Source organism: Thalassotalea mangrovi (assembly GCF_005116735.1).
GTDB classification, from domain to species: domain Bacteria; phylum Pseudomonadota; class Gammaproteobacteria; order Enterobacterales; family Alteromonadaceae; genus Thalassotalea_A; species Thalassotalea_A mangrovi.
Genome location: NZ_SWDB01000023.1, coordinates 1 through 14,212 on the forward strand (window position 1 = coordinate 1; position 14,212 = coordinate 14,212).

General features: G+C 42.7%; 14 protein-coding genes. 11 read left to right on the plus strand and 3 right to left on the minus strand.

Annotation, left to right across the window (positions count from 1 at the left end; all coding sequences use genetic code 11):
• The first annotated feature begins 245 nt into the window (after nt 1–245).
• The 10 genes from E8M12_RS10185 to E8M12_RS10230 all read left to right on the plus strand — a co-directional run bounded on the left by E8M12_RS10185 (nt 246) and on the right by E8M12_RS10230 (nt 9,615).
• Nucleotides 246–557, plus strand: coding sequence for a hypothetical protein (locus tag E8M12_RS10185; protein WP_136736052.1), 312 nt, complete (start codon nt 246–248; stop codon nt 555–557).
• 471 nt (nt 558–1,028) lie between these two features.
• A complete protein-coding gene (locus E8M12_RS10190; protein ID WP_136736053.1) occupies nt 1,029–1,625 on the plus strand; it encodes a hypothetical protein in 597 nt (198 codons plus the stop codon).
• Between the two features lie 152 nt (nt 1,626–1,777).
• Nucleotides 1,778–2,269 carry an arsinothricin resistance N-acetyltransferase ArsN1 family B gene (locus E8M12_RS10195; RefSeq protein WP_136736054.1) on the plus strand — a complete coding sequence of 164 codons (492 nt, stop codon included), beginning with the start codon at nt 1,778–1,780 and terminating at the stop codon, nt 2,267–2,269.
• A 265-nt stretch (nt 2,270–2,534) separates the two neighbouring features.
• Complete coding sequence (locus tag E8M12_RS10200; protein ID WP_136736055.1) at nt 2,535–3,470, plus strand: hypothetical protein; 936 nt, start codon at nt 2,535–2,537, stop codon at nt 3,468–3,470.
• Nucleotides 3,471–3,475: 5 nt separating this feature from the next.
• Nucleotides 3,476–5,107 (plus strand): WG repeat-containing protein, encoded by a 1,632-nt coding sequence (locus tag E8M12_RS10205; RefSeq protein ID WP_136736056.1) that lies wholly within the window; start codon nt 3,476–3,478, stop codon nt 5,105–5,107.
• A gap of 126 nt (nt 5,108–5,233) precedes the next feature.
• A complete protein-coding gene (locus E8M12_RS10210; RefSeq protein WP_136736057.1) occupies nt 5,234–5,848 on the plus strand; it encodes a hypothetical protein in 615 nt (204 codons plus the stop codon).
• A gap of 143 nt (nt 5,849–5,991) precedes the next feature.
• Nucleotides 5,992–6,420, plus strand: a complete 429-nt coding sequence (locus tag E8M12_RS10215) for a hypothetical protein (RefSeq protein ID WP_136736058.1) — start codon at nt 5,992–5,994, stop codon at nt 6,418–6,420.
• A 440-nt stretch (nt 6,421–6,860) separates the two neighbouring features.
• Nucleotides 6,861–7,199 carry a zinc ribbon domain-containing protein YjdM gene (locus E8M12_RS10220; protein WP_136736059.1) on the plus strand — a complete coding sequence of 113 codons (339 nt, stop codon included), beginning with the start codon at nt 6,861–6,863 and terminating at the stop codon, nt 7,197–7,199.
• Between the two features lie 127 nt (nt 7,200–7,326).
• A complete protein-coding gene (locus E8M12_RS10225) occupies nt 7,327–8,679 on the plus strand; it encodes an amidohydrolase family protein (RefSeq protein ID WP_136736060.1) in 1,353 nt (450 codons plus the stop codon).
• Nucleotides 8,680–8,958: 279 nt separating this feature from the next.
• Nucleotides 8,959–9,615, plus strand: coding sequence for a biosynthetic peptidoglycan transglycosylase (locus E8M12_RS10230; protein ID WP_169303113.1), 657 nt, complete (start codon nt 8,959–8,961; stop codon nt 9,613–9,615).
• 75 nt (nt 9,616–9,690) lie between these two features.
• Here E8M12_RS10230 and ansA read toward each other — a convergent pair whose 3' ends face one another.
• Together ansA and sppA are read right to left on the minus strand one after the other, a co-directional pair.
• Nucleotides 9,691–10,725, minus strand: a complete 1,035-nt coding sequence (gene ansA, locus E8M12_RS10235) for an asparaginase (protein WP_136736062.1) — start codon at nt 10,723–10,725, stop codon at nt 9,691–9,693.
• Between the two features lie 35 nt (nt 10,726–10,760).
• Nucleotides 10,761–12,629, minus strand: coding sequence for a signal peptide peptidase SppA (gene sppA, locus E8M12_RS10240; RefSeq protein ID WP_169303114.1), 1,869 nt, complete (start codon nt 12,627–12,629; stop codon nt 10,761–10,763).
• 261 nt (nt 12,630–12,890) lie between these two features.
• Between sppA and E8M12_RS10245 the strand changes: the two genes are divergently transcribed.
• Complete coding sequence (locus tag E8M12_RS10245) at nt 12,891–13,577, plus strand: HvfX family Cu-binding RiPP maturation protein (protein WP_136736063.1); 687 nt, start codon at nt 12,891–12,893, stop codon at nt 13,575–13,577.
• A 156-nt stretch (nt 13,578–13,733) separates the two neighbouring features.
• On the opposite strand, the gene E8M12_RS10250 is transcribed toward E8M12_RS10245, so the two are convergent.
• Nucleotides 13,734–14,012: a hypothetical protein gene (locus E8M12_RS10250; protein WP_136736064.1), complete on the minus strand. Its 279-nt coding sequence runs from the start codon at nt 14,010–14,012 to the stop codon at nt 13,734–13,736.
• Nucleotides 14,013–14,212: the final 200 nt, after the last annotated feature.

The following is a 14,212-nucleotide window of genomic DNA, read 5'->3' on the forward strand; positions in this document are numbered from 1 at the left end:
TACCGCTCATATGCACCTCTCTTTTTAGTCATTTTATCTAACTTAGAGGTGTCTAGGGAACTAGTGGCGATTCAGTTGTCTTTTGTCACAGTAGTTATAACGATGAATATTGGTGTGTAATTGGAAAGCCTGATGCAGACTATCCTAAAAAGCCAGTTTCTCTTGCTGAGTTGCTCAACGAACTAGAAAGTAAGATTGAGCTTCCAAGAAACTCTACTCAGGCTATTCAAAAAACCTCAGAGATAATGAAAAATGAGTTGAAAGAACTCCTAAGTGGAAAGTTAAACCTCATTGAAAAAATTTGGGCTAAAGAGGAATCTGCGGCACAAGATACCTATAACTATCAAAAAGAAGTAGCTTTGTATTGTGAGTCAATTGGTAATGCTGAGATATTAGAAATACCAAATACTATAAAGGCGTTGGGTAATAGTTTTATACAGCAGTTCTCAGAGCACGACTTCTCACAAAAAACTACGTGGGTAGTTATTACAAAACTTGCAGACTTTAATTGTAATAGCTATGAACAAGCAAAAGAAATTGCCCTGCAGCATAAGTAAAACTAACAAGGTAATCACCTAAGATATAAAATCCTAGGCTGCCTGGTATTAATGCGTTAATACTTCGAAATCAGCGTATATTAGCAATTGCTAACGGGCCGAGTTTGGCACAATTCGGTCATTCATGGTTGGCCAAGATTCCCTGTCGTGGCAGGGAATGACTCAAGGTTTTTGCTTTTCACTTGGAGCGACGCTTTGAGTCGCGTACTCGGAACAATCTTTGATTGTGTACTCGAAGTGACGTTCTACGTCACGTTCTCGAAGTATTGCTTGTCGATACGTGCTCAGGGAGTTTCAACTCCCGTCATGGGCAAAGAAGCAGCAACTTGCCGCGTACTGCCTGAAGCTTGCAGCTAAGAAACAAGAAAACTGTTTCTTGTTTCTTCCCCAAAAACTCTTATTTTGCAACCGGTTGGTTTTCATTTATAGTTAGTACTACTGGCTAAATAATAACCATTACAGGATGTTTTCATGGCAAAACTCGGCTTAGTGTCTTTAATGTTGGTTTCCAGCATCACTTACGCCCAACAGGCAAGTGAAAGCGTGCCTGTGGCAGACCATGCCCAGGTAAGCGAAATGCCAGTCAGTCAGCCGTCATGGCAATGCCCCGGTATCGAAACTCTTACCAATCAGGATCAACCAAGTGTGATTTACAACCGCGTCGTGCGCTGCGTTGAAATGCAGGAATATCATCGTGCCGCCGAACTCATGTTTATTGCCATGTCATTTGGTAAGTTCGACTCGATGCGGGTTTCTGGTGAAATACGTCATCATGCTATTGCAAGAACGAGAATTAGAGCGCTAAACAAACTCGATGCGCTGCAGCTGGATTTATTACGCCAGTCATTAGTTTTAAAATTCCGTAATCACGATGAACGGCAATTTCTTTGTTCATCATTACGAGGAATAGGGCGTCCCACCTATCAGCCAGATTATATGGTTAATTATGAAAACCCGCTAAGCAGCCGCCAGTTACACCTGCAGATTCCATCAGAAGAGTTACCGGCATTCGAACAGGAAATGGCATGGGAAAATGTGTATTTTAACTTCGCGCGATGCCGAACCTGATTCGCTAAAGTCACTGAAAAGCCTGTTATTGCTATTCGTGTCTTAACGTTGGGCGACATTGTTGTTTTTACCGTTATTATTCACAAGCATTGAAATTAACATATAGATGCAGTATTTTTGCCCGCCAGAATCCTCCAACATGTTAACCCGATATGATCCGACACGTTTGCAGCACTGATGCCCAGGCTATTGTTGATATCTATAACTGGTACATTCAAGAGTCCAGTATTACCTTTGAAGAGCAAACCATAGATGCGCAGCATTTGCAGGAACGCATTCTCTCGATTACTAATGAGTTAAATCTTCCCTGGCTGGTCTGTGAGTTCGAGGGTAGGGTGGTTGGATATGCCTATGCCAGTCAATGGAAACAACGCTCAGCTTATCGTTTTTCGGTCGAAGTGTCTGTGTATTTGGATCCAGAATATCAAGGTCGTGGTCTTGGTCGCCAGCTGTACGCAGAATTGTTTAATTTATTGCAACACAGCGATATTCACAGCGCACTGGCGGTAATTACATTACCCAATGAAGCGAGTGTAGCCTTACACGAAAAACTTGGTATGAAAAAGGTAGCGCACTTCGAGCAGGTTGGATATAAATTCGAGCAGTGGCAGGATGTCGGCTACTGGCAAATCATATTTGACTGACGGTGCCAGTTAACCCTATCTACACAAAAGATCCCATTAAAAACTGACCGTATGCTTAATAGTCGTAAACTGGCACAATATTCACAGAATGCGATTGGCTGATGGTTAGCAAATCGTTAATTTATCTAAATTGGTTTACTGCTTGTCATCCGAGTGTAAATGAGGCGTTAATTTTCAGTATTTTTTGCAGATATCGCTGGCACGAATTACTCGCTATGGTAGGCTGTGGACCGGACTAATAATATATCTCATATCGTTTCTGGGCATGGCTAAATCAATTAAACTAATAGGCATTTTTGTTTTAACACAACTATTGTTTGCTTGTGCTTCAACAGAATCGCCACAACACTATAAAGCTGAACTAAAAGAAAGAGTTAGCTGGCAACCAATATCCAAGGTTAGTGCCAAAGACGTGGTCGATGTCGACTTCAGAGATGGACGCCTGGTGGATAATCGTTGGATAATAGATTTATCTTATTCGGTACAGATAAAAGAACAGAAATTTCAACAACGAATTGAATATTACGGTACGGACAAGCCGTTTACCCTCGATTCTGTATTAGCAGAGACCAAATGTGCGGTACGTGCGGTGAATTGTGATCAACAATCCATCGACTGGAAAGCCGTAGAAGGTGAAGAAACATTTGTTGGCTTTACCGAGAAAACCCGTAAACAGACGATGCCATATCGAGAAGATTTTGGACAAATATCCACAAAATTACAGGTGCGCCAGGGCCAGAAGATCACCAGTGTTCCAGTAACATGGCAAGTCAAAAATCAAAAGTTATATATTGAATTGCAAGATGCTCTTTTGAATGCCCCGTTTCAACCGGAAAAAGCGATTTTGCTGGTCGAGTATCATAATCCCGATTATCAGGAAACGCATAAAGTGGTATTCGGTGACTATATATTCGGACTACTTGGTTTATCCGCTTCCCACTGGCATCACGAAGAAAGTAAAGTTCAAGAGTGGTTAGATAGATTAGCGACCTGCTTACCGGCAGGAGATATCCCATGCGCGCTTGAGCAAATGCAGTCCATTGAACAAAGTGGAGAAAGCCTGCCTGATTCCTTCTACTACCACATGGCATCCATGTATTTAATGGCTGGAGATCAAACAAATGCCCGCGTGTATGCGAAAAAGTACCTGGGTGGCAAAAATCATAGCCAGTATTTACACCAGGCGAGGGCAATGCTGTGATATTAATGTCGTCTAACTTTAAATTTAAACAAGGTGCCATTGCCCTGGCATGTATTGGCGGATTACTTTCTGTTAGTGCGCATGCATCCGTAGATAAAACCATTGAACCGAAAGAAATTAGCTATACGACAACTTCCTGGCAGGGCGTAGACAGCCTTACTGGCTATCAATACGTGTTGGATGTGGATAGCCAGTTAAGTGTTGGAGTGTTAAAAGGCGATCCCTATTTTTATTGTTCTGGTACCTGGCGGCTGATTGAAATAACGATTCCTGAAGCAGATGCCAAGTTAGCAGGCGTAGACAGCAAACTTGATGTCAATGCATTACCGCATACCACATTGGCCGGAATAAAATTAAATAACATCAGAGCTCAGTTTGCGCTTGATAAAAATGGTAATTTTGCCCTCGACTGTGATTTAGGTAAGTTCGCACCATCTGCATCTGAGCAGGTTAGCGACAGCATGCCTATGATTCCGGCATGGGGCAATTTAATTGTTAATGGTATTGATAAGCAATTTGTTAACCAGACTCTGGCAAAAGATGTTATTTACAGCTTCGTATCTACGTTTCGAAAAGATGCCACCGCCAAAATTGCTCAGCATGCGCCAGAAGTTGTCTCTGCGAAGGTTGATTTTAGCGCGCTACAATCCTGGTTGGCTGAAATGGCACATCAAAATATACAACCAGACTCGGCACTTTTGCAGTCACAGGCAAAGCAACAAAAACTCGCTTACGTTGAAAATTCCGGCTTCGATGACAATAATTTTGATCTTTTCGTGCAAAGTTTATACGAGCGTAAACGCATCAATGAGGCAACGACTCGAATTAGTCAGCAGTTTGACAAGCAACTGGCAGCGACGTCAGCCTTGCTGAAAAACCATACCTGTGTGAGTTCGCAAGAGCTGAGTTCATTGTCCGGGAATTGGTCCAGTGGAACGGCAATGTTTGAGCGTGTGCAGCAATGCCACCAGAAAAAACCTGATTTTGGTTTCGTCAGGACCGATAAGTGTGCAGGTTTAGATTCCAATGTTGAAGACAGTCAAAATGTTAGCGCTTTATCGCCTGATGCAATTGAGATGCAAACTGGTTCGATTTACTGTGCGGCACCGTTAATGCAGTTTGTATCATTAAAGAATGGCGCAGCCGTAAGCGATGCAGATTATCTGGATACATCGGGTTTTTCCCGAGAGGGATTGGCAGCGGTGCAGTTGCATGATAGTCGATGGCAGGTAGTGACCAGCGCATTTAATACGATAAAAGCGTTAGCAGACGTCGCTGACTTTAAGGGTGGTTTTCATAACCAGAGAATTATTTTCCGTAACAAACGCGGGCTATATGGTGCCATGGATTCCAAGTTTAATGTCGTGGTTCCGGCTAAGTTTGAAGAAATGCAAAGCTTTTCTTCCGCCATTACCCGAGTCAAATATCAGGGCCGCTATGGCGTAATAAATAAACAGGGTAATTGGATTGTACCAGCTCGCTATGAAGAAGCGGGATACGTAGAGAATGGTCATATTATCATGCGCGAAACTAAACAAGAATCGCCATGGCTGCTGATCAATAAAGAAGGCACCCTGATAAAAGAAACGCAAAGCGAAGGGAATAGCCGACCTTCTGTGCAGGCGCTGTTAAAATAACCCGGGGATGACTTTTCGAGGCTTTTGCCTAAACTTTGACTGAAGAGCACTTAACAATTATCAGGTACACCGATAATGGTTCCTGCTGATAAGTGATAAACAAACAGTTTCGAAATGGTCGCCTCAGTGAAAACGTTAGGTATTTTTTGCATCATTAGCCTGTTGCTGACAGGTTGCAGCAGACAATCGATTAATTATTATCAGCCAGAATATGCGATGGCAGACAGGTTTACCAGTAGCTGCAATGGTAAAGGCCCTAATGACCATATCCGTATCCCTCTGCATCAACATGCCTATGTTGAAGTTACCGCCTATTTTTCACAGGTAACCGAAGGTAACTTTATTGCTAATATTTCGTATTTTGTACCGGAAGAACATACCCTTAAGTTCGTCGATAGAACGGTGTTGTTGCTTGGTGCGAATAATTTGAATAAGCGGTTCGAGGTGAACCAGGTGTTCCGCTTTATGGGGACTAAACAGGTTGAGAGGCAATCCATTGAAGGATTGCTGCCCGGCAGAACTATCCCAATTAAGTACTTCCAGGAAATTCGCGACGTTGACCTGGGATATCGGATCAACATTTCCAAACAATTTGCTACGAATAGCAGTGAATTCACGTTGCAGATCCCCGTTGTTGAAGTAAACGGGCAGGTCGTTGAAACCGATCCTATTCCTTTTCGTCTTGCTGAGATGAAAAAAACGTTACCGGCGAATTGCCAGCTTCCACAATACCAAAACTAACTCCGTCAAATTTGAGGTGGCTAGCGCTTAGTTGCCATGTGTTTGGTTGTTACTCGTCGTTTAAATTTGCTTAGCCCTGTCGTTTTTATTATTTTAAAGGCTTTGGCAATCAGGTAGTTGCCGTTGAGCAGAGAATAATAATCATGAAAATCTTTCGTATCCTTATCCTGAGTTTATGTCTTGGCTATTGTTATGCCAACCTTATCATGGCATTTGATTTACCCCTGGTAAAACAGATGGAAAACTGGCTGGCGGGCCAGATGAATCAACAACAAATACCCTGGAAGTTATTTCTGGGAGTATTAGCCGCCGGCATTATTCCTTTCACCTGTGCATTTTTGTATGCCCGATCACATAAATGGCTGGTCAGTGGTTTAAGCATTTTGGTTGCAGTACATGTTGTCGGCAATCGTCAAAGTGATTTGTGGGACGTAAATGGCGTGCTGTCTTTTTTTGAGCCGCTCACAACAAACTCAGTAAACGTTACAACCCTGACCTATTTACTATTGATAATTATCTGGCCAGTTATCTATGTAACGCTGCTGATGCGTGCAGACAAAGCCGTTAATTAGTTATAAAAAAGATTCTCAATTACAAGCAGGATAACTTAAATGTCAGAAAGCAAAGATAAGCGATATCGGCACATACTTTTGTTCATTACCGTTTTCATCATTGCTGGTTGCAGTTACAGACAAGTGTATGAGGGCATTCAAACGGGCAATAAGAATCATTGTTATCAGTACCCCTATGAGCAAGCCCAGGAATGTCTAAAAGATGTCGAATTGTCGTTTGCAGAGTATCAACGTCGTCGGCAGGAGGTCTTGGATACTGAACACGCTAACAAAAAGGCAGAACACTAAAATTCTGCCATCCTGCTATGAGCATCGTATGTCCTGGATGGCGGATTAGATGGTAGGGCTAAGTTAACATTAGAAAATTTCCAACCGACGCTCGCATAGTTTTGCCAGAACAATTACTATAGCCGCAAATTCATTTTCAAAAGTAAGCTGTTATGTCGTTCCCTCCCTGTCCCCAATGTAAATCCGAATATGTTTATGCTGATCAAAATCAATTAGTATGTCCAGAATGCGGGCATGAATGGAATCCGTCCGATATCGAAGAAGATACCTTAAACATTAAAGATGCCAACGGAGCATTGCTTGCCGACGGTGATAAGGTGACCATCGCGAAAGATTTAAAAATTAAAGGCAGTTCACAAGTCATCAAAATTGGTACGAAAGCAATTGTCAGGCGTGTGTTAGACAAAAAAGATCACGAACTGGATTGCAAAGTCGATGGCATTGGAGAAATGATGGTGACCGCTAAGTTTGTTAAAAAAGCCGGAAGCTAAGGGTCTGGCTTGTTACATCTTTTCTACAAACCGGCTTAACCCGCTGTATTAAATAAAATTTATGCGAAACCGGTAAAGTTAGCGTATTCTGTATTTACCACTGGTTACTAATGATACAGGTTAAAATATGTTAAAAACGCCGGTTTCATCTCTGCCCATCGTACTGGCGTCAGTCCTGTCTTCGTTCCTTTCTTGCTCTGTATTCGCCCAGGATTATGTGTTTAAACAGGTCAACGTGCTTTCGTTTGCAGAGCAGGGGTTTTTACCGACCATGGATGTCGCGGTGTCGGATGGTAAAATTTCGGCAATTAAGTCCAGCATTGATGTGGATGGCGCCATAATAATTGATGCCAGAGGTAAATATTTAATTCCTGGGTTGACCGAGATGCATGCCCATGTGCCGCCAGTCAGCGCCGATAACGAAAATATCGAAGACCTGTTGTTTTTGTTTAATGCCTACGGGGTAACTACGATTCGCAGTATGCTGGGTCATGTTTCACACATAGCATTGCAGGAGCAGCTTAAAGCGAATCGAATTAACGGTCCGCGCCTGATTACATCGGGTCCATCATTTAACGGCAATAGTATTCAATCTGCGGAGCAGGCAAAAACCAGCGTGCAGAGACAGGCAGAGCAGGGGTTTGATTTTATTAAAATCCACCCAGGATTGTCGGCGACGGTGTTTCAGGCGATGGCCAGGGAGGCGACAGCAATAAATATCCCTTTTGCCGGACATGTCAGTGCATCCGTGGGTATTGTCGAGTCGATAACGTCTGGACAGTCCACGGTTGATCACCTTGATGGTGTGCTTGAAGAGTTGGCCGGCCGCTCCGGAAAGACACTACCAGAGCAAACCGGATTTTTCGGTTCAGCAATTGTTGACTTAATTAATGAAAAGGACATTGAACCATTGGCTAAAGAACTGGCGGAATCTTCGGTTGCCATGGTTGCGACGGAAACCTTGATGTATGGTTTTCTGACTGGCGAGGAAGTAGATCCTGAGGTGCTGGCACTGATGCCTGGTGATGTTGTCGAAAACTGGCGACAAACACGTTTGCAAATGCAACAGGCTAGCTGGTATTCACCGCAAAACATAAAAAAATTATTGCGTATCAGACAAGAGTTCTTACAGCAGTTTGTAAAACATCATGGACTTGTGTTGACCGGCTCTGATGCTCCCCAAGTCTATAATGTGCCCGGATATTCTCTTCATCAGGAAATGACGCTGATGCAGCGCTCAGGAATGACACCGCTACAGGTACTGGCCGCCACGACGATAGCTCCGGCTAAATTTTTCGAAAAGGCCGGCGAGTTTGGTTCTATTGAGATTGGTAAGTCTGCCGATTTGGTGCTGTTAGACACAAATCCATTGCTGGATATTAGTAATACACGCTCAATTTCAGGGGTAATGGCACGAGGTCATTGGTTACCAAAAAGTGCAATTGATAGCAGATTGCAGAAAATCAGAGACAAACACTAGGGCGTGTGCAGTAAAGCGTAAAAATAAAACCCATTACGCTATTAAAAGATCGCATATCTTTTTCATTGGTTAACACTGAGTCATCATTCCTACAGCGTAATTTATTAACAGGTAAATTGACGCCATAGAAAAATTATTCTTGAATTAGCTATATGCGGCTGCACAGAGGTTTTTCGATCGTCAGTATTGGTAGATTGTCATGGATGGCGAAGATGTATATGGTTGTTGATGATTCGCAAAAAATACCAACATTACACACTACCAGGAAAACCAGACTTTATGAAAACCTTAAAGATCCTGTTTGTTGTACTAACGTTAGCAATATTGTTATTCAGCGCCTATGAAAGCGCAATGGTGTTAAAAGCCTACCAAAACACCCAGACAATTAAACGCCACTGGTTAAACGACCAGGTGATTAAGATTCGCTTTCAGGATGTACCCACCGAACGAATCAATATGTTGTTAAGTGTCGAAGACCCGGGTTTTTTTGAACATAACGGCGTTGACTTTGAAACCCCGGGAGCAGGCTACACAACGATTAGCCAGGCCCTATGTAAAGCCATGTACTTTGACAATTTCAAACCAGGGTTTGCTAAAATTGAACAAACATTAATTTCCGTCCTGGTCCTTGATCAGCACTTTAGTAAAGAAGAGCAACTCAACATATTTCTGAATACCGCTTATATGGGTCATATCAACGGTAGGGGCATTTATGGCTTTGCTAATGCCGCCAGGGTATATTTTGAAAGCGAATTTAATTCCCTGACGGATCAACAGTTTCTGGCATTAGTCGCCATGGTTGTGGCACCGAATGGTTTCAATATAAAAACCAATCCAACGCAAAATGAAGAACGGGTTAAACGTATTCAGAAGTTGCTGGCCGGCGAATACGTACCTAAAAGTTTAACGGATATTTATTACCAGCAGGAAATATAGCCAGTAAACCTGCTGATAACGAATGCCAGTGAGTTAGCGCAGAAATTTTTCGCCAAAAAGCAACTGACCTGAGTATTAAGGGGTAAGTTCACCACGCAGGTTTTTAGTAATCTCGATGCGCAGTTCATCTTCACTGAGGTTTTTACTTAGCAGGTAGTGTAACTTCGTCAGTGCAGCTTCCAGGGTCATGTCTGCGCCACTGACGACGCCGCAACGACTCAATGCATTGCCCGTTGCATACCCCCCCATGTTGACCCGCCCCTTGACGCATTGACTGCAATTAACGACGACAATTCCCTTTTGTCGGGCATTTTCGAGCTGTTCTAACAGTGCCGGATTCTGGGGAGCATTTCCGACCCCGTAGCTTAATAGAATTAATGCCTTAACGGGTTGTTGCAGCACGTTTTGAATGAGCTTTTCGCTGATCCCCGGATACAAATGAACCACGCCAATTGGCTGTTCGCTAATTTTACTTACCTGTAGGGCAGAGGATTGCTGTTCGCAGACTTTTCCTGCGATGACTTTAATGTTGATACCTGCTTCTAACAACGGTGGCATATTCGGAGAATCGAACGCGTCGAATCCGTCTGCGTATGCCTTAAAGCTACGATTGCCCCGGTACAGTTTGTTCGAGAAGAATAACCCAACTTCATTAATTGGAAAATTGGCCGCGATATACAGGGCGTTCAATAAGTTCTCCTGACCATCTGAACGAAGTTCCGTTAACGGGATCTGAGAACCCGTTACAATCACTGGCTTGGTCAGGTTCTCAAACATAAACGACAGAGCCGAACTGGTGTAGGCCATGGTATCGGTCCCGTGCAGTACGACAAAACCATCATAGTCGGCATAGTTTTTCTGAATGTCGTCGGCTATACGTTGCCAGTCTTTTGGCGTCATGTCCGACGAGTCAATTAGTGGATCATATTCATTGATGGTAAATTCAGGCATCTCTTCACGAAAAAACTCAGGCATTTTAGCCAGCGAGTCGGTCAGGTGTTTCTTTACCGGAATATAGCCACTATCGCTAGCCTTCATACCGATAGTTCCGCCGGTATAGGCAATGTATATGCGTTTACGATGATTTTCTTGTGGTGTTATCTGAGTCATATAAAAAGGGCCCCGTTGTCGGAGCCCTAAGATAATTAATTAATTTCACAAGTCAAACAAAATGAATAAATTCCTTGTGGATCGTTGAGTTGATTTACCCGCTCAAACTCGGTCCTTAATTTGTGGATCATGCTCTGCAATGTTTTATTACCTTCGAAGGTATCTGTTGTAGCTGAAGGTAATAAGGCATCGGCATTATCAAGCAGATTCTGTAAAAACAAATCTTTCGGTGATAATTCACGTTCGATCAACTTACGGTCGTATTGCTTCAGGCTCGCCAGTTTAGCGGCAGCGGCAACGGCATCGTCAAGATCGCCAAGTTCATCTACCAGGCCCAGTTCCTTAGCCTTAGCACCAGTCCATACGCGACCTTGAGCGATCTTGTCGACTTGCTCGGTCGTCATGTCCCGATTTTCAGCAACCAAAGTCAGGAAATCCTGATAACCACGTTCAATGCTGGTCTGAATAATGGCGCCAATTTCCGGTTTCAGCTCTTGAGTAGGGCTGAATCCTGAAAAATCCGTGGTGCCGATACCGTCTGTGTTGATACCAAGTTCAGACAGGGACTTTTCAAATGTCATAAACATGCCAAAAATACCGATGGAACCGGTAATCGTGTTTTCAGATGCCCATATTTGATTTGCCGAAGCCGAGATCCAGTAACCGCCTGATGCTGCGTAGTTGGCCATAGAGGCAACCACTGGTTTTCCGGCGGCTTTTAACAATTCCACTTCCTGACGAATAATCTCAGACGCGAATGCACTACCACCTGGACTATCAACGCGAAGAACAACCGCTTTTACCTGCTTATCAAGGCGCGCCTTTCTTAATAACTTTGCGGTACTGTCGCCACCAATGGTACCGGGTTTTTGGTGACCATTTAAGATAGTACCTTTGGCAACAACGATAGCGACTTTATCGGTCGCTGGATTTTCCATCGGGAAGGGATCTTTGGTGGCGGCTAAATATTCTTTAAAACTGATTTGATTGAATGATGAATGTTCTGAACTTTGGCCCACCTTACTAATCATGTCTTTACGAATTTCTTCGCGAGTGCGAAGTTCATCTACCAGACCAGCACGTAAAGCATATTCAGCAAAACTGCCATTGGCCTGATTCAGTTTTTCCAGCAATTGGCCAGCCTTCTCATCAAACTCAGTAACATTGAGATTGCGGAATTTGGCAATATCTCGCTTGTAGTTACCCCACAGCTGATCTAACCAGGCTTTATTCGCTTCTTTGGCTGCATCGGACATGTCATTGCGAATATAGGGCTCAACCGCTGACTTGTAAGTGCCGACTTTAAATACATGCTGAGTAATTTTTAATTTGTCGAGTGCCTCTTTAAAATACACCCGATAGCGGCCATAGCCTTCAAGCAACATCATACCGTTTGGATTCATCCATACCTTGTCGGCACTAGCCGCCAGATAGTATTGATCCTGGCTATAATAGTCGGCAAACGCTATCACTTCCTTGCCCGACTCTTTAAACTCGACAACGGCATCAGTAATCAACTGCAGATGGTGTAACCCAGCTCGGGTGAGATTTTGTGGGTAGATTACCAGCGTTTTAATTCGATCATCGCGTTTCGCTTTATTGATGACCTCGATAACGTCCGTTATCAGGATTTCTGGCCGGTCTTCTTCCTGACCCATAGATTCCTGTAACAATTTATCCATAGGATCTACGTAACGTTTTTGCTCTACCAGGTCTCCCTTAAGGTTTAGAACCAGAGCCGCTGATTCAGGTACTTTCACCTGATCGGAGTCATCCAGCAGGGCAGAAACGAGAATCACCACAAACAGGAAAAACACCAGATTCAAAAATATGATCCGCGAAGTGTTAATGATTTTCCAAAGTCTGGAAAATATCCTTTTAATAATACCGGGTTTATCAGACATATATCCTCACGTCTAAAGTTCACTATTGTTTTTAATCATACAACGTCTTTTTATTAATTTCTGCAAGCAAAGGCTACTATTTATTATTGCTTACAATTCTTTTATGGGGCGCCTGCACTGATCATTAAAGTTTTATCCTTAAAACCTATGCTAGTTATTCTTAGTTACTGATATTTTTGATTAAATTTTACTCACATAAGAATTTATCAACTAAAATGTTCCTATAAGTCAATAACAAAAATTAAAATTCAGGAAGAACAAATGACTAGCCTTTTCTCAGCGGTGGTTAACTTTATTTTAAAAATGGACTTTATTCCCGCACTCCTTATCCGCTTATTTCTCGCTCCCGTGTTAATCATTTCCGGTTACAATAAACTGCAATTGGGCAGTAGCGATTTGCCCGTATTACAACAATTACAGGCAGATCCAAATACTATTGCCTGGTTCGGTAATCAGGAATGGGGATTGGGGTTACCTTACCCGGAGCTGCTTGCTAATCTTGCTGCCTGGACCGAGTTTCTTGGTGGCTGGTTGTTGGTAGTAGGTCTTGCGGTTCGTCTGGTATCTATCCCATTGATGGTTACTATGTTCGTCGCCGCATTAACCGTGCATATGGAAAATGGCTGGTTCGCAATTACCCCAACTAATCCGGATACCAGCGCCGCCAAGGTGCTTGACTGGGCTGGATTTGCGGTAGCCGAAGATAGTTTGGAAAATAGCAGGGAAGCGGGCAAGCGATTAGACAGAATGAAATCCATCCTGGAACAACATGGTAATACCCAATGGTTATACGGTAAGGGTAATATTGTGATATTGAATAATGGGATTGAATTTGCCAGTACCTATTTCATTATGTTGATGGCGTTATTCTTTATTGGCCCGGGTCGATGGTTTAGCCTGGATTACTGGTATTTACAAGGCAGTAATCATCAACCTAAGACCGAATAATGAAATTCAATTGTCTGGAGTGTTCAACCTGATTTTTTTTGCTGGGTATGTTCTACCTGAAATAAACGTTAATTGATCGATAATAAGAAAGAAAAAGGCGACAGCTAGCATTAAACCAAGATGTCTTTATTGCATGTTGTTTTGTGAGTACAACTGTTAGAGCTTTGAATACTCCAACATCCTTACAACCTCTAATTCATATTTATGCATCATTTCATCTAACTCGTTTTTAGAAATGCTCGTTAGCGCTACTTTGTCTGATTTCAACTCAACTTTAAGGCGTTCTAATGACTTTGAATCCGCAGTTATCAAGGGCATGACCTTACCATTTGGCAGCTTCACTAATTTAGATGGTTGCAAGTCGTGTTTCGAGCCAGCATAAGCCCACGGGCAAAATGACACACTTAAAAATAAAATAAAAGTGAGAGGTTTCATTGTGAACCATACCTGTTATTAATTTTTCACGTTCCTGTGGTTAACAGCGGGCATTTAAGTTCAATTAAAGGCGAAGAATAAAACGATGCGAAAACTAACCATTAAGCTAAGCATAGACTATTAATTTTGTCTCGTTCGTAAAGTAGTTAAAGTTTTTTAAAGAGATATGTTCAGGGTTATATTTTGTGTTATCTTGACGA